Raw genomic sequence first — 24,712 nt, 5'->3', positions numbered from 1 at the left:
CTCCAGCCCGGGCGCGTCTCGCGCCCCGGCAGGACCCTGACCAGGGGCTGGTGCTCTAGAATTGCGGGGTTATGCCGCGCGTCTTTTCAGGAATCCAACCGACCGGTGAACCGCACATCGGAAATTACTTCGGCGCCATGCGCAACTACGTGAACCTGGGCGAGGAGTACGGTAAGAATTCCCTCTACTGCGTGGTGGACCTGCACGCTATCACCAACCCCGCGGCGTTCGACCCGCAGCGGCTGGCGCAGCGGACCTTTGAGATGGCCGTGGCGAACTTCGCGGTGGGCCTCGACCCGCAGAAGGTGACGTTCTTCGTGCAGTCGCACGTGCCCGAGCATCAGGAACTCTCGTGGATCTTCACGACGCTGACCCCGGTCGGTGAGCTCGAACGCATGACGCAGTACAAGGACAAATCCGCGCAGCTCGAGAGTGTGCCCGCGGGCCTGCTGATGTACCCGGCCCTCATGGCGGCTGACATCTTGCTGTATAAGGCCGACACCGTGCCCGTCGGCGAGGACCAGACGCAGCACATCGAACTCACCCGCGAAATTGCCCGGAAGTTCAACCACGCGTTCGGGGAAACCTTCCCGGAACCCCGGGCCGTGTACAACCGCGACGCCCTGCGCATTCCCGGCGTGGACGGCAACGGCAAGATGGGCAAAAGCAAGGGTGAGACCAGCACCATCGGCATTCTGGAACCCCTGGACTCCATCTGGCAGAAGCTGCGCGTGGCCCCCACCGACCCTGCGCGGGTGCGCCGCACGGACCCGGGCGACCCCGAAAAGTGCCTGATCGGCGACTACCACAAACTGTTCAGCGACCTGGACACCATTGAACTGGTGTACGCGGGGTGCCGCACCGCCGGGATCGGCTGCATCGACTGCAAGAAGAAACTCATGGAGGGCGTCACGGCGCACCTCACGCCCATCCAGGCGCGCGCAGAGGACTTCAAGGCCGACCCGGACTTCGTGCGCGACGCCATCGCGCAGGGCGCCCGGGAGGCCCGTGCCCTGGCGCAGCCCATCATGGAGGAAGTGCGCGAGAAGGTCGGCTTCCTGAAACTCTAGAGGCCCGTGACTGCCGCGCCCGCCCGGCCTGCCTCTGCCCCGCCGTCCGGGAGCGGGGCGGTTGGCTTTACCGTGGCCTTGCCGGTCTTCACGGGCACACTGACGGAACTGGCGGCCGCCCTGCGCGCCGGGCGGATCCTGCCCGGCGAAGTGCCGCTGCTGACCCTCACGCGGGACGTGCTGCGCTGGGCGCAGGCGTTCACGGGGGCGGGCGCCGCGCAGGCCCACCCGGACCTGCTGCCCACGCTGGCCGCCGTGATTGCCCTGAAGGCCCGGCTCCTGCTTCCCCAGCCCGAGGAGGACGAAGCGCTGGCCGACGCGGACTTCGGTGATCCCCTTGACGATGTGCTGCAGGGTGTGGAAGCGCTGGCCGAACTGGACGCCCTGGTGGGATTCCTGTCCGCCCGGCGCCGCGAGCGGGAGGGCCTGATCCCGGCGCGGCCGGTTCCCGTGACCCTGCCGCGCCGCGAGCGCCCCCGCAACCCGCAGGGCAGCCTGTCGAAACTGGTGCAGGCGGCGCAGAACGCCGTGCGGCAGGTCGAGGTGCCCCTGCTGGCCCGCGAGCGGCTGTCGCTGGCGGACGCCCTGGGCGCCCTGCGCGCATTCGGGCGGCGCCTGCGGACCTTCACGTTCCGCGGCATTCCCACGCAGGACTGGGGCGAGCAGACCACCTACTTCGCCGCGCTGCTCGAGGGCGTCAAGGAAGGGAACTTCAGCGTGCAGCAGGACGAAACGTACGGGGACATCGCCGTCACGTCACACGTCACTGACGACTGACGCTTCTCCCGGAGGCGCGGCTCACGTGCGGGCGTACTGCACGGCCGCGGCCACCTGCTCGTCGGTGGGCCGCACGCCGGTGTACAGCACGAACTGCTCGAGCGCCTGCAACGCCACCACCTCCAGACCCGTGATCACGGGTCTGCCCTGCCGCCGCGCCTCTACGATCAGGGGCGTTTCGCTGGGCAGGGCCACCACGTCAACGACCGTGCCTGCCGCGGCAATGGCGGCGGGCGTGAACGCCAGCATGCCTGCGTCGGGGCCGCCAGCCATGCCGACCGGGGTAACGTTCACGAGCACGTCACCTGGCTGCACCGGGGGCGTGTCCGGCAGCCACTCCCACCCGCAGCGCGCCGCCAGTTCACGCCCGGCCAGGGCGTTGCGGGCCACGATCACGCCACTCGTGAACCCCGCGTCCCGCAGGGCGCTCGCGACGGCCTTGCCCATGCCGCCGCTGCCGCGCAGCACCACCCGCGCCGACCGGTTCAGCGCGTGCCGGACGATCAGGCGCTGCACCGCCGTGTAATCCGTGTTGAACGCCCTGAGGTGACCCTGCGTGTTCACGATGGTGTTGACAGAGCCGATCGCGGCTGCGGAGTCGTCCAGTTCATCAAGCAGCGGAATCACGCTTTCCTTGAACGGCATGCTGACCGCGCATCCCCGCACGCCCAGCGCGCGGATGCCGGCCACGGCGCCCGCGATGTCCGACACGCGGAACGCCTTGTACACGAAGTCGAGCCCCAGTGCTCCGTACAGGTGATTGTGAAACCGCGTGCCGAAATTACCGGGGCGGGCCGAGACGCTCATGCACAGCTGCGTGTCCTTGGTGATTCCAGGCATGCCTGACAGCCTAGCCCGGCACCGTCCGGCCAGGCCGCGACCCAGGGCGGGCAGTCTGGAACCGGTCTATTCCAGCGCTCCGTCGGCCCGCGTGCCGGCCTGGCCGTCCAGGCCCAGCATGAGGTTCAGGTTCTGCACGGCCGCGCCCCCTGCGCCTTTGCCCAGGTTGTCCAGCCTCGCGGCCAGCACCGCCCGCTCGCCATCCGCGGAGGCGTACACGAACAGCTCCAGCTCGTTGGTGCCGTTCAGGCTCTGCGGGTCGAGAATCTCGGGGTTGTCGGCCGGCTCGAAGACCCGCACGAACCGCTGTCCGGCGTAGTGGTCCCTGAGCGCGGCGTGAAGGGCGGCGGCCGTGGTGCCCAGGTCCTGCAGGTGCAGCGGTACGGTGACGGTCATGCCCTGCGCCCAGACGCCCACGTTCGGCGTGAAGATCGGGGTGCGGCTCAGCCCGCCGTACCGCATGGTCTCCGGAATGTGCTTGTGGCCCAGCCCAAGCGCGTAACTCAGGAACTCACCCTTCATGGGGTGCGCCGCGCCCTGCTCGTGGGCGTCGACCAGGGCGCGCCCGCCGCCGGTGTACCCGCTGTAGCCCTGAATGCTCACCGGGAAGTCCGCGGGAATGAGCCCCGCACCGGTCAGCGGGGCCAGCAGCGCAATGGCGCCGGTGCTGTAGCAGCCCGGGTTGGCGACGTAGCGCGCCGTGCGAATCCGTCCGGGCTGCGCGGCATTCAGTTCCGGGAACCCGAACACCCACTCCGGGTTGACGCGGTGCGCGGTGCTGGCGTCCAGCAGCCGGGCGGCCGGATTGGTGGTGAGCCTCACCGCTTCGCGCGCCGCGTCATCATGCAGGCACAGGATGCTCACGTCCGCTGCGTTCAGCAGTTCCGCCCGCGCCGCACTGTCCTTGCGCCGCGCCGGGTCGATACTCAGCAGTTCGATGTCCGCGCGGCCCTGAAGCCGCTGCCGGATCTGAAGACCGGTCGTTCCGGCCTCACCATCAATAAACACCTTGGGGACTGTCATGCTTGATTCTCCATCAGGGACTGCGTGACCTGCGCGTGCAGGTCTTCGGGTGTCATAGCCAGGGACGTTCCGGGCTTCAGGTGCGTCCAGAAGTCCGGCGTCTTGGGCACGATGCGGATCACCCCGTGCCTGCCCCGCCCGATGACCTCCGGGGTAAGGGTCTCCCACCACGCGTATGCGTTGACCGGCTCTCCGGCACGCTGGAAGCTGAAGATGCTGCCATCCATCGCACCGACGTTGTCCCCGAATCGCCGGTAGAGGAACGGGGTTGCTCGTTCGAACGGCAGGTGAACGCGGGCCAGCAGGAACGGCGCATCACGCATGGCCCACCCCGTAGCACCGCTGCACCAGGCGCCGGAGGTCGCCTTTGGCCGTGTCGCCCTGCTCTATCTGCGTGACGAGTTCGGCGGGCGTGAGCCACTGGGCACTGCTGAAGTCGTCCGGGTTGAAGTGGGGGGTGGCGTCACTGTGAATCTCGTACACGTGCATGAAGGCGCTCAGGCCGTCGCGGGGGGTGAAGGTGGCGATCTGCTGCCAGGGCAGATCGTTCACGTTCAGCCGCAGTTCCGCCTGCGTTTCGCGGCGGAACGCCTGCTCGTACGTTTCGCCGCGCTCAACGTGCCCGCCGACGCTCATGTCGAGGCAGCCGGGGAACATCCGCTTGTGCGTGGTGCGGCGCGGAATCCACAGTCTTCCTGCGCTGTCCTTCAGGAAGGCGTTGATGACCCGCACCGGGAGGCGCTGCGCCCAGGCCGCCCCGCGCGTGACCGCGCCCACGACCTCATCGTGCTCGTTCACGAGGTCGAGCCATTCCACCTCCCGCGCCGCGTGCATGGTCACGCCCTCCATTCTGCTGCGAGGACGGCGTACACGGCGTCGTCAGTCCACTGACCGCGGTGCCAGCAGCTCTGGAGGAAGGTGCCTTCGTGCCGGAAGCCCAGGCGGGTCAGGAGGGCCGTGACGGGCGTATTGCGCGGGTCAATGCTGGCGTGCAGGCGGTGCAGGCCCAGGCGGTGAACGGCGTAGCTGATCACGGCCCGCAGGGCCTCCTGTGCGTACCCGCGGCCCTGGGCGTGCCGGGCGAGCGTGACGCCCAGTTCGCCCTGTGGCCCGCGGGTGTTCAGCGCCACGTCACCCAGCAGGGTTCCGTCGTGGAGCGTCACGGCGCGCTGCACCCAGCCGGGCGCACCGAGAGGAGCGTCCGTGACGAGCCCCGCGGCGTTCGCCTGCGTGGCGGGAAGCGGCCACGCCTGGTACCGGGCGACGTCCGGATCATTGCGGTAGGTGATCACGGCGGCCAGGTCAGCCGGGGTGAGGGGCCGCAGGATCAGGTGGGGGGTCTGCAGGATGGTCATGGGGGTTCAGGGTGTCATGGGAACGCAGGAAGGGGCATGCGTGCGGTGGCTTACCAGCGGGGTCTGAGGTTGCCCATCAGGTGGTACAGGAGGGCTTTTTGCGCGTGCAGGCGGTTTTCGGCCTGGTCGAACACGCGGCTTTTGGGGTGCTCGGTGGCTTCAGGCACGGTTTCCTCGCCGTAGTGGGCGGGCAGGCAGTGCAGGAAGATGCCGTTTGCGGCAAGGGTGTCGAGCATCTCGGGGGTGACCTGGTAGCCGCGGAAGGCGCGGCGGCGGATGTCGGCTTCGGCTTCCTGGCCCATGCTGATCCACACGTCGGTGTACAGCACGTCGGCCCCCTGAATGGCGGCGAGGTCGTTGGTGAGGGTCACGTTCACGCCGGCGCGCACGGCGTCCATGAGGACGCCCGCGTTGGGTTCGTAACCGACGGGGGTGACGATGGTGACGTCGGTGCCGGTGAGGATGCCCATGTGAATGTGGCTGTTGGCGAGGTTGTTGCCGTCGCCGATGTACACGACGCGCCGGCCGCGCAGGTCGGTGCCGAATTCCTCTTCGATGGTCTGGTAGTCGGCCAGGAGCTGGGCGGGGTGCAGCATGTCCGACAGCCCGTTGATGACGGGGATGGTGGCGTGCTGGGCGAGTTCCTGAAGGGTCTGCTGGAGGTACACGCGGCCCATGACGCCGTCCACCCAGCGTTCGAGGTTCCGGGCGACGTCACTGACGCGTTCGCGGGTGCCCAGGCCAATCTCCTGGTTGGAGAGGGTGATGGCGTGGCCGCCAAGCTGGTACATGCCGACGTCGAAGGTGGTGCGGGTCCGCAGGGACGCTTTTTCGAACACCAGGGCGAGGCTGAGGCCGGCGAGGGGTTTGACGCCGCGCCACTCACCACGTTTCATGGAGTGGGCGGTGTCGAGCACGGCGCGCAGTTCGGCGGCCGTCATGTCGAGGTTGCTGAGGAAGTCGCGCCCGGCCATGACGGGGACGGGCAGGGTGTCCGTGGTGAGCAGCGTGGATGGAGCAACCGGCGCGGCTGCATCTTTTTTCGTGCCATTTTTTCGGCCCCTGGCGTCCGGCTGAGGCGCGGCGCTGGCTTTGGGCTTGGTTTTGGCTTTGCTGGCGACTTTCGTCATAGACGAGGAGTATACCGGCTCGGCATCAGGACAGGGCCGCGCCCCTAAGGAACGCATGATTATTCATCCGGAGTGGTTGGACATGCAAAGGCGCCCCTGCCCTGCCCGGTCAATGGGCAGAGCAGGGGCCCACCGCGCCCACCTACCGGGTTTCGGTCAGGGTGTAGCTGCCACTGCCGCTGTAGCCGTACACGCGCCAGCGGTAGGTGCCGCTGGTGGCCGCGTAATTGATGGCTTCGGCGCTGCTGCTGCCTTCACTGGCCGCCACCTGCGCCCAGCTGCTGCCGTTGTACTTCTGGAGGTACAGGTCAAAGTCGGTGCCCGACGGGCCACTCAGGTTGCCCTGCAGGGTGCCGCCAGCGTACGTGAAGCCGCTGCTGCTGGGCTGATAGGAGCTCGCGCCGCTGCTGACACTGCCGGTGTAGGTGGTGGTGCCGCTGCTGGCACCCACGGTCACGAACAGCGCGGAGACCGGCCCGTACGTGCCGCTGGCGTTCTTCGCGCGGACGTAGAGGGTGTGCCTGCCGGCACTCAGGCCGCTGGTCGACACGCTGGCCTGCACGCTCTCCCGCGTGCCGTTGAAGGCGCCGTCCGTGGCCGTCATGGCGCGCGCCGTACCGCCCGCCCAGGGGGGCGTATCGATGAAGTACTCCGCGCCGGCGACCGTGCGGGCGGGTTCCGCTCCGTTGCTGGTGTTGAAACGGGTGTTGTCGGCGCTGGCACCCAGCGTGAAGCTGGCGCCCGTGGCGACACTGGCGGGGGCATTCAGGCTCACGCTGTCCGGACCGCTGCCCATGGTGTACGGCTGACGGGCGACCCGCAGGGCGTACAGCAGCGCCGCCTGGTTCTGCGGCAGGGTGGTGCCCGTGAAGGTGCTGCACGGCTCGAAGAACGCGGTGCCCAGTTCGATCGTGAACGACGCGACGCCCAGTTCCCCGTACGCGAAGTCGTCGGTGGTGCCGCTCGTGGGGTACAGGCCGACGCTCTGCTCGGGGGTGTAGCCGTTGAAGTACGCGAGTTTACGGCCCAGTGACTGCATCTGCGTGCCGTTCGGCGCGACGGTGGTCGTGTCGCCCCAGGGCCACAGGACCAGCTGCGAGTAGCTGTGCACGTCGATGTACACGCCGGACGTGGTGTTGGGCGCGGCGTCGGTGCGGGCCGGGCCGCGGTTGCCGGCGAAGGTCGCCTTGATGAGGTTCTGGAGGTTCTGCGTTTCGGGTTCGGACCCGGCGCTGACGCCGCGGTACGTTTCGTTGCAGGGATCGGTGCTGGAGCCGCCGGTTCCCCACGCGTACGTGAAGTTGCGGTTGAGGTCGGCGCCGTACAGGCCGTTGCCGCACGCCTGCGTGTCGTTCACGTTTTTGCGCCACGACGCCCCGGCTTCAGCCTTCTTGCGGCCATCCGGGTTGCTCTGCAGGACCAGCCAGACCTCCTGGCTGTCGAGCATCCAGGTGACGTCGGCGTCCTTGCCGTAGTTGCTCAGCAGGTACTCCGCGAAGCGGGTGCTGAGTTCGGCGGGGGTGTACTCGCGCGCGTGAATGGACGCGGTGATCAGCAGGCGGGGTTTGGTGCCGGTCACGTTCCTGTTCGTGAGTTTCAGTACGTTCATGTCGTACCCGCCGCGGGCCTTGGTTTTCAGCCAGGTGGGCCCGATGGAGCTCCAGCTGGCGAGGTTCGGGTACTGCGCGGCGAGGTTCTGGGCGCTGGCGTACGTTTCCTCGACGGTGCGGTAGCAGCTGTACCCGCTGATGCTGAGCGCCCCCAGGGGGTTTTTCAGGCTGGCGCTGTGCCGCTCGGTCTGCGCCTGATCAATCCGGACGGTCCAGCCGCGGGAGAGGCCGGTCACGCGCAGCCGTTCGAAGTCGTCCCTGCCGACGTCGAGCAGCACGAAGCCTTCCTCCAGGCTCCCGCCAACGGGCTCGAAGGTCTTGACGATGTCCAGCCAGTCACGTTTCGTCTTGAAGTCCACGCGGGACACCACGACCGGATACTGCTGGAAGGTGCTGCACTCATCGGCGGTGGCGACGAGGGTGCCGCTCCCGGCGGTGGGTGGAACGGCCTGGGGTGAGGGGGTCTGCGAGCAGGACGCAAGCAGCAGGGCGGCGCTGAGCAGGGAGACGGACAGACCTCTGTTCATGGGACCTCCGGGGGGAGCGGCCGCAGGGTTCAACCTGGGTCAGGTCGCGGCGGCCGGTCGCTGGGTTGTGTGGTGCGGCTCCACTGTACCCCGTCCCCCTGCCAAGAGTGAAGTTGTTCACGATTGCCGGACATGGCCGCCTGCCGGGGCGTACACTCCCGCGCATGACGGCCGCCCCCGCTCCCCTGAACACCCGCGCCCTGCTGCTCGCGCTGCTCATCACGGGCATCTGGGGCGTGAACTTCATCGTGATCAAGTGGAGTGTGGCCGGCGCTCCGCCCCTGCTGGTCGCCGCGCTGCGCTTCCTGGTGGCGGCGCTCCCCGCGGTGTTCTTCGTGCCGCGGCCGCGCGTCCCTGCGCGCCTGCTGTGGGGCTACGGCCTGGCGGTGGGCGTCGTGCAGTTCGGGCTGCTGTACCTGGCCATTCAGCTGGGCATGAGCGCCGGACTGGGCTCGCTGCTGATGCAGATGCAGGCGTTCTTCACGGCGCTGCTGGCCGCGCGTGTGCTGGGCGAGCGTATTCAGCCGTGGCAGGTGCTGGGCATCACCCTGGCGTTCAGCGGCATGGGCGTCATCGGGGCGCTGTCCGGCGGGGACCTGACCCTGCTCAGCCTGGCGCTGACCCTGCTGGCTGCGCTGGGCTGGGCGGTCAGCAACCTGCTGGTCCGGGCGTCGGGCGGCGCGAACATGTTCTCCCTGGTCGTCTGGAGCGCCCTGATTCCGCCGGTACCCCTGGCCCTGCTCGCCGGACTCACGACCGGCTGGGACGCCGTGACCCGCACCATCACCCACAGCGGCGCCGGGTTCTGGGCCGCGGTGCTGTTCATGGGCCTGGGCAACACCGTCCTGGGGTTCGGGGTGTGGGCCGCGCTGATCCAGCGGCACGGCGCCGCCCGCGTCGCGCCCCTCTCCCTGCTCGTACCGGTGTTCGGCCTGCTTGCCAGCGCCCTGGCGTACCACGAGGCCTTCCCGCCCGGGAAGGTGCTGGGCGCGGCGCTGGTCTTCGCTGGCCTCGTGCTGCACGTGTTCGGCGGGCGGTGGTGGCGGCGCGCGTAGGCCAGCCGGCCCATGCCGGACGGCGTGAACGGACGCCATACTGCCCGGCATGTTACAGGCACGCGTGCTGGGCCGGCCGGCAGAGGACAACGCCCTGTGGGTCACGGCCGACCGCGGGCAGGGACAGACGAGGCTGCTGCTGGACTGCGGCGCCGGGACGCTGGACAGCGTGCCGTTCACGGAGGTGCAGGCCACCGACCACCTGCTGTTCTCGCACCTGCACATGGACCACGTGGGCGGCTTCGACGACTTCTTCCGCGTCACCTTCGACCGCCCGGGCCTGAATCAGGTGTGGGGCCCCCCGGGCACGGCCCGCATTCTGGGGCACCGCTTTCAGGGCTTCTGGTGGAATCATGCGCCGGACCTGCGCGGCTCGTGGACCGTGCATGACGTTACCGAGCACGAGATCCGGTCCTTCCGCTTCGAGGCCCATGAGGCGTTCGCCGTTGCGCACGACGCCGGCATCCGCCCGCACGACGGCGTGATTCTGAGCACGCCGGACGTGACCGTGCAGGCTGTACCACTCGAACACCACGGACGCACGCTGGGGTTCGTACTGCGCGAACCGGACCGCGTCACGGTCAACCCCGCGGCCCTCGCCGCCCTGGGGGTCCGGGCCGGACCATGGCTCGCCGCGCTCAAGGGCGGCGCGGCCGGGCCGCTCGACGTGAACGGCACCCTGCACGACGCCGCCACACTCCGCAGCACCCTGCTGAGACAGGAAGCCGGGGACAGCCTCGCGTACTTCACGGATTTTGTGCTCACCCCGGGCGAACATACCCGGCTCGCCGTCGCCCTGCGCGGCGTGCAGACCCTGTACGCCGAGGCGCAGTACGCGCCGGAGGACACGGCGCTGGCCGAGCGTCACCAGCACACCACGGTCACGCAGGTGGCCGCCCTGGCGCACGCCGCGGCCGTCAAGCACCTGACCCTGCTGCATCTGTCGCGCCGCTACCGCCCGGACCGCTGGCCGGAACTGCTGGGCGCGGCCCGCGAAACATTCCCTGCGGCGACCTTCCCGGACGGCTGGCTGCCCCGCTGAGCCGCATGTGCCCAGGCGGCCCACGCCCTCCCCACCCTCCGCGTGAGGTCCCGGCCTGTGGGGCACGCTGGTTCTCCTGCGTCTGGCCAGAATCGCCCTGCCAGCCACGTCGCCGAACCCACCATCGACTCTGCCGCCCGTGCTCCTGACGTACCGTCTGAAAGCGTGGCTGCACGGCGTTCAGACTGGAGGTGACGTGCCCGGGCGGCCTCTCCCTCGCGTGGGCGCTGTCCGGGGGGCTGCTGCCGGGTCTCGGGGGGGTAGAGGGTTGACGCAGGAACACTCTGGGGTGAATGGGGCCGTCTGTGCGGCTGGCCTGGGCTTTCTGGCTGTCGCGTGGCCGTGTCGCGGCCTGTGTCTCACGCCGGTTCAGCCCCGCACCGGCGCAGCCCTGAACCGATAGATGTAGGCAGCGGGCGCCCCGCAGGCCACTTTTCTGCTGGGCAGCGTGCCGCTGGCGCTGAGTCTCCTCTGGAGGAACATTCAGGGAACCGCCGGAACCATGCTGCCCGCGGGCCTGGAACCTGCTCAGCGGTTCATGGGGCGCCACGCACAGCCGTAACCTGCGCGCAGATGGCCTGAGCTGGGCGTCTGGCGCGGCGCACGCAGGCCATCCCTCGCTTAGGCTGGGGGCATGACATCGCCGCTGTTCGATTCGCACATGCACACCCCCCTGTGCGGGCACGCGACCGGTTCTCCCCGGGAGTACGCCCAGGCCGCGGTGGACGCCGGACTGTCGGGCATCTGCTTCACGGATCACATCCCCATGCCCGCGTGGTACGACGCTCCCTGGCGCATGCGCCACGACCAGCTCGGGCAGTACGTGCAGGACGTGCAGGAGGCTCAGCAGGCGTTCGCGGGCCGTCTGGAGATTCGCCTGGGTCTGGAAGCGGACTACCACCCCGGCACGGAACGGTTCGTGGAGGACGTGCTCAGCGCGCACCCATGGGATTATGTGATTGGCAGCGTGCACTACCTGGGCGCGTGGGGCTTCGACAACCCGGAGTTCGTGGCGGAGTACGACGCGCGCGACCTGCGGGAGCTGTACACCCAGTATTACGCCCTCGCTGAAGGCGCCGCGAAAACCGGGCTGTTTGACAGCATCGGCCATCTGGACCTGCCCAAGAAGTTCGGGCACCGCGACCCGGACGGATACGCAGCGCTGCACGCGCTGGACGTCATTGCCGAACGGGGCCTGAGTCTGGATTTCAATACGGCCGGATGGCGCAAACCGGTGGCGGAGGCGTACCCGGCGGCTGACCTCACGCGGGCGGCGGCGGAGCGCGGCATTCCGTTCGTGCTGGGCAGTGACGCGCACCGCCCTGAGGAAGTGGGGTTCCACTTTACGGAGGCGATCAAGCAGATTCATGACGTGGGTGGCCGCATCGTGACCTTCCAGGGGCGGGTGCGGCATGGCTGACGTGACCCGCAAGGACCTCGTGAACGTCCTGAAGACCACCGCGGACCTGCTGGACCTGCTGGGGGCCGGGGATGATCCGTTCCGCGCACAGGCCTTTCGCAGCGCGGCACGCAGCCTGGAGGGCCTGACTGAGGAGGTGGATACCCTGAGCGCGCGGGCGTTCGCGGGCGTGCCGAAAGTGGGCCGGGCCATCGCGGCCGACCTGCTGACCTTTATGCAGCACGGCGCGTTTGGGCCGCTGGAGGACGCGGCGAGCCTGATCCCGGCGGGCGTCCTGAGTCTGTTCCGGGTGCGGGGGCTGGGCCCGAAGAAGATCCGGGCCCTGTGGGACGCCGGCATTGATTCCCTGGAGGGCCTGCGGGAAGCGTGCCGGGACGGCCGGGTGGCGGCGCTGAAGGGCTTCGGGGCGAAAAGTGCCGCGTCGTTCCTGGCGGCGGTGGAGTTCGCGCTGAGCGCGCAGGAACGGCAGCACCTGAGCACCGCGTCCGAGATCGCCGGGGCACTGTGCACCCGCCTGGAGGGCCTGCACCCCCGCGTGGCCGGCGACGTGCGGCGCGGACTGGACACCGTGCGCGTGGCGCGCGTCACCGTGACGGCCCACCCTGACGAGGTGCGGGCGCGCCTCGCGGGACTGGTGGAGGACCTCGCGCCGGTGGGCACCAAACCGCTGTTTGCCGGGCGGATGGACGGCGTGCCCGTGGAGATCGCGTACGCGCCAGCCCCGGAGGTACGGGGTGCGCTGGACCTGATGATGGGGGGCGGCGCCGGGTACCGCGAGGCGCTGCGCGCGGACGCGACCGCCAGAGGGTTCAAGTTGAGCGGCCACGGCCTGACCCGCGGTGACGTGACGCTCCCCACGCCGCGTGAGGAGGACGTGACGGCCGCGCTGGGTGTGGCGCTGCGCCCCGCCGAGTACCGGGAGCCTGAGCACGACGACGTGTGGCAGACCCTCCCGCCCCCGGACGCGCTGGTCAGCCTGCGGGACCTGCGCGGCATGCTGCACACCCACTCCGTGTGGTCGGACGGCGCGGCCAGCATCGCGGACATGGCCGCCGCCGCAGTCCGGCTGGGGCATGAGTACCTGGGCACGGGCGACCACTCCGGCGCGGCGCACTACGCCAACGGGCTGAGCACCGACCGGCTGCGCGCCCAGCTGAAAGAAGTGCGGGAGTTGCAGGCGGCCGGACTTCCCCTGGTGGCCGGGGCAGAGGTGGACATCCTGGACGACGGTCGCCTGGACTACCCGGACGACGTTCTGGCCGAACTGGATTACGTGGTGGCGTCCGTGCACAGCCTGTTCACGCTGGACGCCGCGCGGCAGACCGAGCGGCTGGTGCGCGCCGCGGGCCACCCGCTGGTCACGGTTCTGGGGCACCCGACGGGCCGACTGCTGCTGCGCCGCCCAGGGTACGCTCTGGACCTGGACGCGGTGCTCGGCGCGTGCGAAGCCAACGGCACGGTCGTGGAGATCAACGCGAACGCCTACCGGCTGGACCTGGACTGGCGGGTCGCGTTGCGCTGGCGTGACCGGGTGAAGTTCGCGGTGAATACCGACGCGCACGTGCCTGCCGGGCTGGGTGACGCCCGGTACGGTGTGATGGCCGCCCGCAAGGCCGGCCTGACACCCGCGCAGGTGGTGAACACCCTCTCCCGCGAGGCGTTCCTGGCGTTCGTGCAGACCCTGCGCGCCCGGCGCGGCGTCACGGTCTGAACCCGGCGCCGCGAACCCACAGAGTGCGCCCCGGCCCCTCAAGTGAAGGGCCGGGGCGCGAACGTGACGCTCAGCGGACGCGGGCCAGGGCGTCCTGAGCGGCCTTGTACGCAGGGTTGAGTTTCAGCGCCCGTTCGTAGTTCTCGCGCGCTTTCAGGCGATCAGGGGCGATGGCCCCGGCGCCTCGTTCATAGCTGAGCCCCAGGTAGTACACGTACTCGGGCGTGGTGCTGCCCAGCGCGGCAGCGCGCGTGAGCTGCTCCCGGGCGGTTTTCAGGTCCCCGCTGTCCAGCGCGAGGCGGCCCAGGTAGAAGTAGAACTCCGGGTAACGCAGCGGATCGAGGGTTACGGCCTGGCTGAGTTGTGCGCGGGCCGTGACGTTGTCCTTGGCGAGGTAGCTCACCACGCCGTACTGCCCGACTGCGTAGGCGTTCTTCGGGGCGAGGCGCGCCGCCTGCGCCGCTTCAGGTTTCGCGGCGCTCACGTTGCCACTGAGGGCCAGCAGCTTGGCGTAGTAGGCGCGGTTGTACGCGTCACGCGGATCGAGAATCACGGCCTGCTGAAGGCTGTCGAGGGCCATGGGGATATTCCCGGTGGCGTAGTACATGTCTCCGAGGTTGTACAGCAGGATGGCGTTCTCGCTGTTCAGGGTGATGGCCTGCTTGAAGGCGTTGATGGCCCGGGTTCCGTCGCCCTGGAGTTTGTACACGTAGCCGCGTTCGTTCCAGACCCGGCTGAGCTGCACGTCCCGGCCCTGCGTCTGCACCTGCGCGATGGCCTCGGCGTCGGTCAGGACGCGCAGGGCCTCGTTCAGGTTGCTGCTGACGCTGGCGCGGTCACCGGCGCCGATGTACTGCTGCACGTACGCCTGTGACAGGGAGATGTAGCCGTCGAAGTTCCGGCTGTCCACACTGATCAGGCGCTTGAGCGTCTCGATTCCCGCAGCGTACAGGCGCAGCTTGACCTGGGAACGGCCCAGGCCGAGCAGCGCAGCCGGGTTACTGGGTTCAAGTTCAGCTGCGGCGCGGTACGCCACGTACGCCTGATCGAACTGCCCCTGTTCGTAGTAGTACACGCCCACTGCGACGTAGTTCGCGGCCGGAATAGGCCGGGCAGCCGGTGCCGCGGCGGGGGTGGCCGCCGGAGCGGGCGTGGGGGCAGGTGTAGCGGGCGCTGTGGTCTGTGCAGCGGCCAGGCTGAGGGTGGTCATGAAGCCCAGCAGGGCCACTGTCGTCTTGCGTCGATTCACTCGGAAACCTCCGTGGGGACCGCTCCGGCACTGTACGTCCGGGGTGACCTCACCCTGCCAGTAATGGGCATAAGTGCATAATACGTGAGAACGGCAACAGTCAGGGTGAAGTGCCTGTGAGAGCGGAAAATTCCGGGCGACCGGCAGCGTACACCTCCCAGTGTCCCGCTCGGGCGTGACGCGCGTCTGACCACCGGGCGCTGCTACAGTGCCGGGCGTGAGCCCCTCCAGACGCATCGGCCTGACCGGTAGTATCGGCGCGGGCAAAAGCACCGTCGCGGCCCTGCTGCGCGCCCGCGGGTACCCTGTGCTGGATGCGGACCAACAGGCGCGGCTGGCTACGCAGGAGCCCGGCACCCTTGCGGCGCTGGACGCCCTGTTCCCGGGCGTCGTGGTTGTCGGCGTGCTCGACCGGGCGGCCCTGGCGGCGCGGGTGTTCGGCGATCCGCAGGCGCTGGCCGCGCTGAACGCCGTGGTGCACCCACGCGTGCGTGCCCGCATGGCCGCGCTGGAGGAGCAGGCCGTGCGGGCCGGCGCCGCGGTGACGGTGCATGACGTTCCCCTGCTGTTCGAGGGCGGGCTGGACGCCAAGATGCACGGCGTGCTGGTCGTGGACGCTCCGCTGGCTGTGCGCGTGGCGCGCGTGATGGCCCGCAGCGGCCTGACGGAAGCTGAGGTGCTGGCCCGGGACGCCCGGCAGCTCTCCCCTGCCGAGAAACGCGCCCGGGCCACGGCCGTCATTGAGAACAGCGGCGACCTGAACGAGCTGGAAGTGCAGGTGACTGCCGCGCTGGCCCAGCTGGGACTGAAGTAAGGCCCGGGCGCGCGCAGGCGCCGCGAGTCGGCTCCGTTCCTGCTCCGCCGACCTCCAAGCAGCGCCCTCAGCGGTCCGTTGAGGGGAAGGCGAACAGACCGGGCCGTCAAGGCCGCAGGAGCCATCAGGTCGCACACAACGCAGTGATCACACGCACCGTCACCACGCCCCCAGGCCAGCGGGCCTGTCGAGTCCGCAGGGTGCCGTCCCGCCGGGCGATCACTCTGCGCCCGGAACGGTAAGGCGGCCGCGCTGCTCCAGGCCCCGCTCGACCGGCGCGGCACTGCAAACGGCGCCCCGGCCAATGCCAGGGCGCCGGAGTGAAGGAACTCAGGAATCCAGGGTGCTGTGCTGCTGGGCGTTCAGTGCAGCCTTGATGAACCCCGCGAAGGGCGGGCTGGGGCGCATCGGGCGGCTCTTGAACTCCGGGTGCGCCTGGAGGGCCACAAAGTAGGGGTGCTCGGGAATCTCGATGGTTTCCACAAGGCCGGCGCCGCGGCCGGCCACGCCGGGGGTGACGCCGCTGATCACCAGCCCGGCGTCCTGAAGCTGCCGGGTGTAGGCGGGGTTCACCTCGAAGCGGTGGCGGTGGCGTTCCCGGACGGTGCCGCCCTGGGGGACGCCGTACAGTTCGGCGATGGTGGTGCCTTCGCGCAGATCCATGGGCCAGTCGCCCAGGCGCATGGTGCCCCCCATGCCGGCAACCTCAAGCTGCTCGGGCATCAGATCGATGACCTTGTGCGGGGCGTACTCGTCGAACTCGGCGCTGTTCGCGCCGGTCAGGCCGGCCTTGTGGCGGGCGTACTCGATCACGGCGATCTGCATGCCCAGGCAGATTCCCAGGTAGGGGGTGCCGCTTTCGCGGGCGTACTGCGCGGCGCGGATCTTGCCTTCAATGCCGCGGATGCCGAAGCCGCCTGGGACGAGAATGCCGTCCGCGGCAGCCAGCTGGGCCTGAACGTCCTCGTTGGTGACGCTGGGGTCGGCGAGGTCCTCAGCGTTCACCCACTGGATGTTCACGCGGGCGTCGTTGGCAATGCCGGCGTGCGTGAGGGACTCCATGAGGCTCAGGTACGCGTCGGGCATGGCGGTGTACTTCCCGGCGATGGCAATGGTGACCTCGCGGGCAGGCTGCTTGATGGTGCGCACGGCGTTCTGCCACACGCCCAGGTTCGGGTGGATGCGTTCCAGACCCAACAGGTCCTCGACCACCTTCCCGAGTCCCTGTTCTTCCAGGGCGAGGGGCACCTCGTACACGTGAGAGACGTCAAAGGAGGAGAACACGCGGTTCTCGCGCACGCTGGTGAACGCCGCGATCTTGCGGGTAATTTCGGGCGGAAGCTTTTCCTTGCTGCGCACCATGACAATGTCGGGGCTGATGCCGACACTACGGAGTTCCGCGACGGAATGCTGGGTGGGTTTGGTCTTGAACTCGTTGCTGGTCCCCAGGTACGGCACGAGCGTCAGGTGCAGGTACAGGACGTTCTCGTCGCCCTCGTCGAACTTGAACTGCCGGATGGCTTCCAGGAACGGCAGGGACTCGATATCGCCCACGGTGCCGCCCACCTCAATCAGGACGATCTCGGCGCCTGCCGTTTCGCCGGCCGCGCGGATGCGGCGTTTGATTTCGTCCGTGACGTGGGGAATAACCTGCACTGTCTGCGAGAGGTAGTCCCCGGCGCGTTCCTTGCGGATCACTTCCTGATACACCTGCCCGGTGGTGATGTTGCTGCCCTGGGGAATATCAAGGTCCAGGAAGCGTTCGTAGTTGCCGATGTCCAGGTCCGTTTCGGCGCCGGAGGCGGTGACGAACACCTCGCCGTGCTCGTAGGGCCGCATGGTGCCGGCGTCGATGTTGATGTACGGGTCGATCTTGACGGCCGTGACTTTGTAACCCCGGGCGCGCAGCAGCGCGCCGAGGGAGGCGCTGGCCACGCCTTTCCCGAGGCTGCTGACCACGCCGCCTGTAACGAAAATGTATTTCATGTCTGACCGCGAGCGCCTGATTCCCACCGGGGAACCAAAACGAAAAACCGGGGCGCTCGGCCTCCGGGATTTCAGGATAGCACGCCTGGCTCCACGGACCAAATGGCAGAGGGGCCGGCCCAGGCGGGAGGCGGGCAAAACCGTTGCCACGCGCAGGCCAGGAAAACGGTGCGCCTTCCGGCAGGCAGGGCAGTGAGGTGAGGTGCCAGACAGGCAGCGCCTCAACCAGAGGAACAGCTGGCCGCTGCACCTGTGGCGGCCGTGATCAGCATGGTCAGAGGCAGGGTTTTTTCACGCTGGTGGGCCTAGCGGCCGCGAATGCGTTCCAGCAGGGCGGTGCAGCGCTCCTCGCGCTGCCGCCCGGCAGCGCGCTGCCACGCGGTGGTGGACCCCACCGCGTAGAAGCGCTCGCGGGCGCGGGTCAGGGCGGTGTACACCAGGTTGCGGGACAGCATGGGCATGTGCGCTTCGTGCAGGACGCCCAGCACCGTGCCCCACTCGCTGCCCTGCGCGCGGTGCACGGTCAACGCGTACCCAAGCTGCAGGTTGAACAGTTCTGCGCCGGCCAGTTCGACGACGTTGCCGTCGAAATCCACGGTGAGGCGGCTGCCGTCGGCCTTCAGGACCGTGCCCACCGTGCCGTTGAACACCTCGTTGGTGTAGTCGTTCTTGGTCTGCACGACCACGTCTCCCGGCCGGGCGTGACTGTCCCCGATCCGCACGCCACCCTCGCCAGGGTTGAACAGGGACTGCAGGTGGTGGTTCAGGGTTTCTACCCCCAGGGGGCCCTTGCGCATCGGGGTCAGAACCTGCACCTGCGTGGGGCCGCCCAGGTCCCGGACGAGCAGGGCCACGCGGCGGGCGCCGACATCCGGGTCGGTTTCGGTCAGGTTCAGGCGCGGATCGCCCCACATGGGCGCCCGCCCATGCAGCAGGTCATGCGCGGCGCGGATGATGGGGTTCTCGGCCGCCTGGCGGTACACCTGCGTGAGGCGCACGGTGGGGGCCGTCTGCGTCAGGGCGTGCAGGGGAAGTCCGGCGTCCACGGGAGGCAGCTGATCGGTGTCCCCGACGAGCAGCACGCGCGCGCCCGGGGCCACGGCCGACAGCAGCGAGAGCATCAGGCCGTCGCCGCACATGCTGACCTCATCAACAATCAGCAGGTCGTACGGAGCGGGTTCGAGATGATTGTGGCGGAAGCCGGCCGGACCGTAGCCCAGCAGGCGGTGGATGGTGCTGGCGGTGCGGCCGGTCAGCTCGCCCAGGCGGCGGGCGGCCTTGCCGGTGGGGGCGCACAGGCCGACTTCCAGACCGAGTTTCTCCGCGAGGTCCGCGACCGCGCGGGTGGTGGTGCTCTTGCCGGTGCCGGGGCCGCCGGTCAGGACCACCAGGCGGTGGTCGGTCAGAAGGTCCAGAACGCCGCCCTGCTCGGCGGACAGGCCCTTGGCGGCGCCTTTGGGGACGGTCCATTCGGTGCCGGCGGGGGGCGTGGCAATCAGGGTGCGGATCAGGCCGGCGAGTTTCTTCTCGGCGCGCAGCACGGGCGGCAGGTAGATGCGACTGGGGTCGTGCAGGGCATCTTCGGTGTCCAGGAGGGGCGGGGTGTCGTCGGCCAGCCGGCCGAGTTCCACGGCGGTGTCCACGGCCAGCCGGGCCTGCGCGGCGGTGACGCGGGTGTAGTGCGTGACGCCTTTCTCAGCGCGGGCGCGCGGCAGGTAGGAGTGCCCGCCCTGCTGCGCCGCCTGCTGGAGGGCGTACACGGCGGCGGCGGTCAGGCGGCGCGGGTCGTCCAGGGCGCCGCCCTGGGCCTGCCAGAGTTTGTCGGCGGTCACGAAGCCAATCCCTTCGACCTCGGTGAGGGCGAACAGGTCGGCCTGCAGGCGCTCCAGGGCGGTTTCTCCGAAGTGTTTTACGGCCCGCTGCGCCTGACTGATGCTCAGACCCAGGCCCTGCAGGCCCGCGAGCAACCGGCGTTCCAGACCCTGCTGTGACCAGCTCTGCACCATCTTGTGCAGCGTGGACGCTGTGACGCCCGGCACCTGAAGCAGCCGGTCCGGGTCCTGTTCGAGCACCTCGAAGGTGGCGGGCCCGAATGTCCGGGCAATACGGCCGGCGAGGACCTTGCCCACGCCGCCCACGCGCGCTTCGAGGTACGCGGCCACGCCCGCTTCGGTCAGGTCGGCAGGCTGCGCTTCGAGCACGAGGTTCAGCACACGGTACTGGTAGCCGTACTCGCGGTGTTCTTCCATCAGGACGTCGGCGCTGAAGGTGTCGCCGGCTTCCAGGGGTGGCATCACGCCGATCACGGTGGCGTCCGGGTCCTCACCCTCAGCGTTGCGGAGGCGGGCGGACATGACGGTGAAACCGGATTCGGCGCGGAACCGGACTTTGTTCACGCCGCCGGTCACGCGGAACGCCTCGGTGGGAGCGGCAGCAGACATCGACTGGCAGCATAGCGCGTGCCGGCTGCTTCGTCCGTGACGGAATACCGGGAGTGCGTTCAGCCGGCGGGCGGCCCTGTGGGGGCATGCCTGGGGCTGCACCGCTGAGGGTGTCCTCTTGACCGCCTGGGCGCGGTTTTCTGCTGGACACGGCAGGCCTTAGCCTGAGGACAAGAGAAGCAAGCAGCGGACAGGGAGGAAAAGATGGGGAGGAAGTAGGGCAGCGGCAGGATGAGGTGACGCTCCCTCACAGGTGAAAGACCGTGGACGAGCGTCAGGTATTGAGACCGGCCAGGCGCGCCAGCCGGCGAACCCAGCGTGGGGTGCGGTGGACGCGCGGATTGGAGGTGGTTTCATTAGCGTTCAGATGACTTTTTGTGATGAGGTCAAGGTCACTGCTATACATGAGACCAGGATTGACTTCCAAAGGTTTTTTAATATGTCAAATGGCCTTTTGAATATTTATCCAGGCTGCTGCTTTTTTACAATCAAACACAGTTAAAGCAATAAAAATACAGAGCGTTTAATCAGCCATACCCCGTTCTGCTTGATCATCTGACAGTCCCGCTGTATCACTGTCCAGCCCGCATCCGCGCAGGTGCTCATCCCGCTCTCTCTGCAGCGCTGGTGCGGCGGGCTCGGCTGACCCAGCGTGCTATTTTTTCCGTTATGCGCGTACTTCACACCGCTGATTTTCACGCGGGACGTTCCCTGCGGGGCTTTGACCGCACTCCGGAAGTACACGACGCCCTCGTGGAAATTGCCGCGCTGGCCCGCACCGAACGTGCCGATGTCGTCCTCGTGAGTGGCGACCTCTTTGACACAGCCAACCCCAGCGCCGAAGCCGAGCACGCCGTGTTCGACTTCTTCCTGCGCCTGCGTGACCAGGGCGTGCCCAGCATTGTCATCGCCGGAAACCATGACAGCGCCGCGCGACTCGCCAGCGTCACCGGCCTGCTCGGCTGGGTGGGCGTGCAGGTCGTCGCGCAGCCCAGCGCGAACCCAGCGCACATGATCCGCACGGTCGAGACGCCCAGCGGCGAGCGGCTCGTGGTTGGCGCCCTGCCGTACCTCTCTGAACGGCGGCTCGTGAAAGCGGCGGACCTGCTGGGAGGGGACACCGGCGCGTGGCGGCAAAAATACCGTGAGGGCATGGGCTTCTTCCTGCGTCGCCTCGGGGAGGGGTTCAGCGCGGGCAGCGTAAACATGCTCATGAGTCACGCCACCATGGACGGCGCCGTGCCCAGCGGCAGTGAGCGCACCATGCAGTTCGACCTGACGAACAGTTACACCCTGTCCGGCCTGCAACTGCCGCCCGGCGCGCAGTACGTGGCCCTGGGTCACGTGCACAAGCCGCAGCAGGTGTCCGACGCGCCACCCGCGTACTACCCGGGGAGTGTCATCCAGCTGGACTTCGGCGAAGGCGGCGAGAAGAAGCAGGTGAACCTTGTCGAGGTTGAGCCCGGGCGGCCCGCGCAGGTTCACGCCGTGCCGCTGGCCAGCGGCAGGGAATTGCGGACCGTACGGGTCGACCTGGAGCACGTGGAGTCCCGCCTCGCTGCCCTGACCGGGTTCGGCGGCCTGCTGAAGGTGGTGGTGCGCGCCCCGACCGGCACGGCCCTGCCGGGCCTGAAGGACCGCGTGCTGAAACTTGTGCCGAACACACTGGCTGTCGATCTGGAGGCCGTGCAGGAGGACCTGGCCGCCCCGGAACTCAAGCGTGAGGGGCTGAGCCTCATGGAGCTGTACGAACGGTACCACCACGAGAAACGGGGAGAGCTTCCGGATGACCTGCGCGCCGCGTTCCGTGAGGCCAACGAACTGGCCCGCACGGAGGAACCCGCGTGAAGCCCCTTCGACTGGATCTTCAGGGTTTCACGGCGTTCCGGCAGTACACCACCCTGGAGTTCGGGGACCTGGAACTGTTCGCGCTGGTGGGACCCACCGGCAGCGGCAAGAGCAGCCTGCTGGACGCCATGACCTTCGCGCTGTACGGGCAGACGGCGCGGCTGGGTGCGTCAGGGCTCGACGCCCTGATCTCGCAGGGTGAGCGGGGCCTGTCGGTCAGCCTGACCTTTGAGGTGGCTGGCCTCACGTACCGCGCCTCGCGCACCAAGGGCCGCAGGCAGGCGGAGAATGAGGTGCGTTTCGAGCGCCTGGATGAGGACGGCCGCTGGTCGAACCTGTCCGAAGGGGGCGCCAGGGACATCAACGAACGCATCCGGCGGGTGGTGGGCCTGGATTTCCGGACGTTTGCGCGCAGCGTCATGCTCCCGCAAGGTGAGTTCTCCCGGGTGCTGCACGGCACCGGCAGGGAGCGGCAGGCGCTGCTGGGGGAACTGACCGGCCTGGATCACGTTGCCGCCATGCAGCGCGTCGCGTCCGACCGGGCGAAGGAACTGAAGCACGAGGCGCAGAGCCTGAACGCCGTCCTGACGGGGGAGTACGAGGGCGTGACGCTGGAGGCGCTCGGCGCCCTGCGCAGCGAGCGGGAACGCACCGACGCGGACGCCGAACGCCTCACCGACGAACGTGAGCGTCTGCAGACCGCGCAGGCGCGCCTGCGCGAACAGGAACGCATCTGGAAGGCCCGCGAGGAGACCGCACGCCGCCTGACCGCCCTGGAGGCCCGCGCGGCCGGCGTGCAGCAGGGCGCGGAGCAGGCCGCGCAGGCGCGCCGCGTGGCCGGGGTGCTGCCGCTACTGGACGCCGCCGAGCGTGCCCGCATCGCCGCGGAACGCGAGGCGGGGGACCTGCGCGGCGCGCAGGGCGCCGTGACGGCCGCGCAGCAGCGCGTCACAACTGCCGCTGCCGCCCTGGAAGCCGCACAGGCCGCCGAGACCCGCATTCCCGACCTGGAGGCGCGCGCTGAGGCGCTGCGTGACGCAGAGGGCGATGTGGCCCGGCTGCGCCGCGCCGGCGGCAACGTGAACCTCACCCACGCCCGGCCTCTGCCCTGGGATGAGGACGCGTTCCTCACGGCGCGCGAAGGAGCGCAGCGGGCCGAGAAGAACCGGCAGGAACGCGTGCTGCTCCAGACTGAACGCGTGAGCCTGAAAGCTGCGCAGGACCGCTTCGCGGCCGAGGAACGCAGCCAGGTGCAGGAAACAGCCGAACTGGAGCGCGTAAAACGCGACGGCACCGACGGCAAGGTGGCCCTGGAAGCCACGCAGGCCGCGCTGGACGCCGCGCGGATCGAGGCGGGTCTGGCGTCGTACCGCACGCACCTGCACGTCGGGGACGACTGCCCCCTGTGCGGGCAGGTCGTGACCGCCCTGCCCGCCGCGCCCCGCGCGGACCTCGGCGAGCACGAACGCCGGGTGGACGCCCTGCGCGCCACGCTTGAAGAGCGCCGCGCCCGCTTCACGGACCTGCGCGCCGCACTGAAAGCCCGGCAGACGTGGCTGGACGAGAAACGCGCCGAGTACCGCAACTGGGAAGAGCAGCTCACCGCCCGTGAAACCGACCTGCGCGCCGCTGAAGCGCTTGTCACCGGCGATCCGCAGACCGACATGCAGCGCCTCCTGGCTGATCTGGCGGCCCGGGTGCGCGCCGCCGGACCCGACCCTGCCCGCGCCCGGCAGATCACCCTCAGTGAGATTCAGACGCTGAGGTCGCGCGTGCAGGACGCCCAGGCGGCCCTGTACCGGGCGCAGGGGGACCTCGCCGCGGCCGACGCGACGCTGCGTGGCGTTCAGGCCAACGCCACGCGCCGCACGCAGGAAGCCCAGGACGCTCACGCCACCCTGAACGCCGCCCTGACCACCCTGGGGTTGAACGCCGCCCAGGCCCGCGCGGCGGCTCTGCCCGAACCGGACATTGCAGCGCTGGAAGAAGCGGCGCGCACGTACGCCGCCAGCCTCGCCCAGCTGCGCGCGGCCCTCACCGACCTGGACCGGCAGCTGGGTGCCGCGCCGTTCGACCCGGCCGAGCTCGCCCAGGTGACCCGCGACCTGATCGCCACCGACGCGGCCCTCACGAACACCCGCGAGCAGGCCGGACGGCTCGCAGAGCAGGAACGGCACCTGCGTGAACGCCTGGACCGCAAGGCAGACATCGAGGCGCGCGCCCTGGCCGCCTCACGCACCTTCGACACGTGGCAGACCCTCACGAACAGCCTGAAGGCCAACGAGTTCCAGCAGTTTCTCCTTGCGGAAATCGAGGCGCAGCTTCTCACGCGCGCTGGCATTCTGCTGCACGAAATCAGCGACGGCCGCTACCGCCTGGCCCTCCAGACCGGCGAGTACGTGGTGCAGGATCTCTGGAATGCCGGCGAGGTTCGCGGCGTGAAAACCCTCTCCGGCGGGGAGACGTTCCTGGCGTCCCTGGCGCTCGCCATCGCCCTGAGCGATTACCTCGCGGGCAACAAGGTGCTCGGCGCCCTGTTCCTCGATGAGGGCTTCGGCACGCTGGACCCCCAGGCCCTTGAAGCCGTGGCGAACGCCCTGGAGAACCTGCGCACGCAGGGCCGTATGGTGGGCGTCGTTACGCACGTCGAAAGCCTTTCGGAGCGGCTGCCCAGCCGCCTGCTGGTCACCAAGAGCGTGGCGGGCAGCAGCATTCAACGCTTCGATCTGTAGCCGTCATAGACATCCGGCGCCCCGCAGGTGCAGGGCGCCGGAACCGTCCATCGATGCTCAGAGGGAACGTGGGACGCAGGCG

At 69.1% G+C, this 24,712-nt stretch carries 19 protein-coding genes; 9 read left to right on the top strand and 10 right to left on the bottom strand.

Annotated elements, in window-relative coordinates; all coding sequences use genetic code 11:
• Window positions 1-71: 71 nt before the first annotated feature.
• Together trpS and LAJ19_RS03155 are read left to right on the top strand one after the other, a co-directional pair.
• Complete coding sequence (gene trpS, locus LAJ19_RS03160) at window positions 72-1,070, top strand: tryptophan--tRNA ligase (protein WP_225476863.1); 999 nt, start codon at window positions 72-74, stop codon at window positions 1,068-1,070.
• 6 nt (window positions 1,071-1,076) lie between these two features.
• A complete protein-coding gene (locus tag LAJ19_RS03155; RefSeq protein WP_225476862.1) occupies window positions 1,077-1,847 on the top strand; it encodes a segregation and condensation protein A in 771 nt (256 codons plus the stop codon).
• A 21-nt stretch (window positions 1,848-1,868) separates the two neighbouring features.
• Here the strand turns inward: LAJ19_RS03155 and LAJ19_RS03150 are convergent, their stop codons facing one another.
• The 7 genes from LAJ19_RS03150 to LAJ19_RS03120 form a co-directional block, all read right to left on the bottom strand.
• Complete coding sequence (locus tag LAJ19_RS03150; protein WP_225476861.1) at window positions 1,869-2,687, bottom strand: shikimate 5-dehydrogenase; 819 nt, start codon at window positions 2,685-2,687, stop codon at window positions 1,869-1,871.
• A gap of 66 nt (window positions 2,688-2,753) precedes the next feature.
• Window positions 2,754-3,710, bottom strand: a complete 957-nt coding sequence (gene argC, locus LAJ19_RS03145; protein WP_225476860.1) for an N-acetyl-gamma-glutamyl-phosphate reductase — start codon at window positions 3,708-3,710, stop codon at window positions 2,754-2,756.
• Window positions 3,707-4,033: a hypothetical protein gene (locus LAJ19_RS03140; protein WP_225476859.1), complete on the bottom strand. Its 327-nt coding sequence runs from the start codon at window positions 4,031-4,033 to the stop codon at window positions 3,707-3,709. Before LAJ19_RS03140 ends, argC begins: the two co-directional genes overlap by 4 nt.
• Window positions 4,026-4,544 carry an NUDIX hydrolase gene (locus tag LAJ19_RS03135; protein ID WP_225477943.1) on the bottom strand — a complete coding sequence of 173 codons (519 nt, stop codon included), beginning with the start codon at window positions 4,542-4,544 and terminating at the stop codon, window positions 4,026-4,028. The genes LAJ19_RS03140 and LAJ19_RS03135 overlap by 8 nt, the downstream gene beginning before the upstream one ends.
• 2 nt (window positions 4,545-4,546) lie before the next feature.
• Window positions 4,547-5,065, bottom strand: coding sequence for a GNAT family N-acetyltransferase (locus LAJ19_RS03130; RefSeq protein ID WP_225476858.1), 519 nt, complete (start codon window positions 5,063-5,065; stop codon window positions 4,547-4,549).
• Window positions 5,066-5,115: 50 nt separating this feature from the next.
• Window positions 5,116-6,039, bottom strand: coding sequence for an ornithine carbamoyltransferase (argF, locus tag LAJ19_RS03125; RefSeq protein ID WP_225477941.1), 924 nt, complete (start codon window positions 6,037-6,039; stop codon window positions 5,116-5,118).
• A 298-nt stretch (window positions 6,040-6,337) separates the two neighbouring features.
• The gene (locus LAJ19_RS03120; RefSeq protein WP_225476857.1) at window positions 6,338-8,332 is read right to left on the bottom strand and encodes a M14 family zinc carboxypeptidase; all 1,995 of its coding nucleotides are present in this window, start codon (window positions 8,330-8,332) and stop codon (window positions 6,338-6,340) included.
• A 185-nt stretch (window positions 8,333-8,517) separates the two neighbouring features.
• Here LAJ19_RS03120 and LAJ19_RS03115 point away from each other — a divergent pair, with 185 nt between their 5' ends.
• The 4 genes from LAJ19_RS03115 (at window position 8,518) to LAJ19_RS03100 (ending at window position 13,560) form a co-directional block, all read left to right on the top strand.
• Window positions 8,518-9,387 carry an EamA family transporter gene (locus LAJ19_RS03115; RefSeq protein ID WP_432804234.1) on the top strand — a complete coding sequence of 290 codons (870 nt, stop codon included), beginning with the start codon at window positions 8,518-8,520 and terminating at the stop codon, window positions 9,385-9,387.
• Between the two features lie 49 nt (window positions 9,388-9,436).
• Entirely contained in the window at window positions 9,437-10,429 is a 993-nt protein-coding gene (locus LAJ19_RS03110) for an MBL fold metallo-hydrolase (protein ID WP_225476855.1), read from the top strand.
• Window positions 10,430-11,063: 634 nt separating this feature from the next.
• Window positions 11,064-11,849 carry a histidinol-phosphatase HisJ gene (gene hisJ / locus LAJ19_RS03105; protein WP_225476854.1) on the top strand — a complete coding sequence of 262 codons (786 nt, stop codon included), beginning with the start codon at window positions 11,064-11,066 and terminating at the stop codon, window positions 11,847-11,849.
• The gene (locus tag LAJ19_RS03100; RefSeq protein ID WP_225476853.1) at window positions 11,842-13,560 is read left to right on the top strand and encodes a helix-hairpin-helix domain-containing protein; all 1,719 of its coding nucleotides are present in this window, start codon (window positions 11,842-11,844) and stop codon (window positions 13,558-13,560) included. Before hisJ ends, LAJ19_RS03100 begins: the two co-directional genes overlap by 8 nt.
• 70 nt (window positions 13,561-13,630) lie before the next feature.
• On the opposite strand, the gene LAJ19_RS03095 is transcribed toward LAJ19_RS03100, so the two are convergent.
• Window positions 13,631-14,809: a tetratricopeptide repeat protein gene (locus LAJ19_RS03095; protein WP_432804226.1), complete on the bottom strand. Its 1,179-nt coding sequence runs from the start codon at window positions 14,807-14,809 to the stop codon at window positions 13,631-13,633.
• Window positions 14,810-15,026: 217 nt separating this feature from the next.
• On the opposite strand from LAJ19_RS03095, the gene coaE reads away from it, so the two are divergent.
• Window positions 15,027-15,623, top strand: coding sequence for a dephospho-CoA kinase (gene coaE / locus LAJ19_RS03090; protein ID WP_225476852.1), 597 nt, complete (start codon window positions 15,027-15,029; stop codon window positions 15,621-15,623).
• Between the two features lie 330 nt (window positions 15,624-15,953).
• On the opposite strand, the gene pyrG is transcribed toward coaE, so the two are convergent.
• Together pyrG and recD2 are read right to left on the bottom strand one after the other, a co-directional pair.
• Complete coding sequence (gene pyrG, locus LAJ19_RS03085; protein WP_225476851.1) at window positions 15,954-17,609, bottom strand: CTP synthase; 1,656 nt, start codon at window positions 17,607-17,609, stop codon at window positions 15,954-15,956.
• A 305-nt stretch (window positions 17,610-17,914) separates the two neighbouring features.
• On the bottom strand, window positions 17,915-20,050 hold the full coding sequence (recD2, locus tag LAJ19_RS03080) for an SF1B family DNA helicase RecD2 (RefSeq protein WP_225476850.1): 2,136 nt from the start codon (window positions 20,048-20,050) through the stop codon (window positions 17,915-17,917).
• 669 nt (window positions 20,051-20,719) lie between these two features.
• Here recD2 and LAJ19_RS03075 point away from each other — a divergent pair.
• Window positions 20,720-21,898 (top strand): exonuclease SbcCD subunit D, encoded by a 1,179-nt coding sequence (locus LAJ19_RS03075; protein WP_225476849.1) that lies wholly within the window; start codon window positions 20,720-20,722, stop codon window positions 21,896-21,898.
• Window positions 21,895-24,630, top strand: coding sequence for an AAA family ATPase (locus LAJ19_RS03070; protein WP_225476848.1), 2,736 nt, complete (start codon window positions 21,895-21,897; stop codon window positions 24,628-24,630). The genes LAJ19_RS03075 and LAJ19_RS03070 overlap by 4 nt, the downstream gene beginning before the upstream one ends.
• The last annotated feature ends 82 nt before the right edge of the window (window positions 24,631-24,712 follow it).

Origin of the sequence: Deinococcus taeanensis, from assembly GCF_020229735.1 — a bacterium.
In the GTDB taxonomy this organism is placed as follows: domain Bacteria; phylum Deinococcota; class Deinococci; order Deinococcales; family Deinococcaceae; genus Deinococcus; species Deinococcus taeanensis.
Note: the sequence above shows the minus strand (reverse complement) of the source record. Positions and strands in the feature narration are given on the sequence as shown.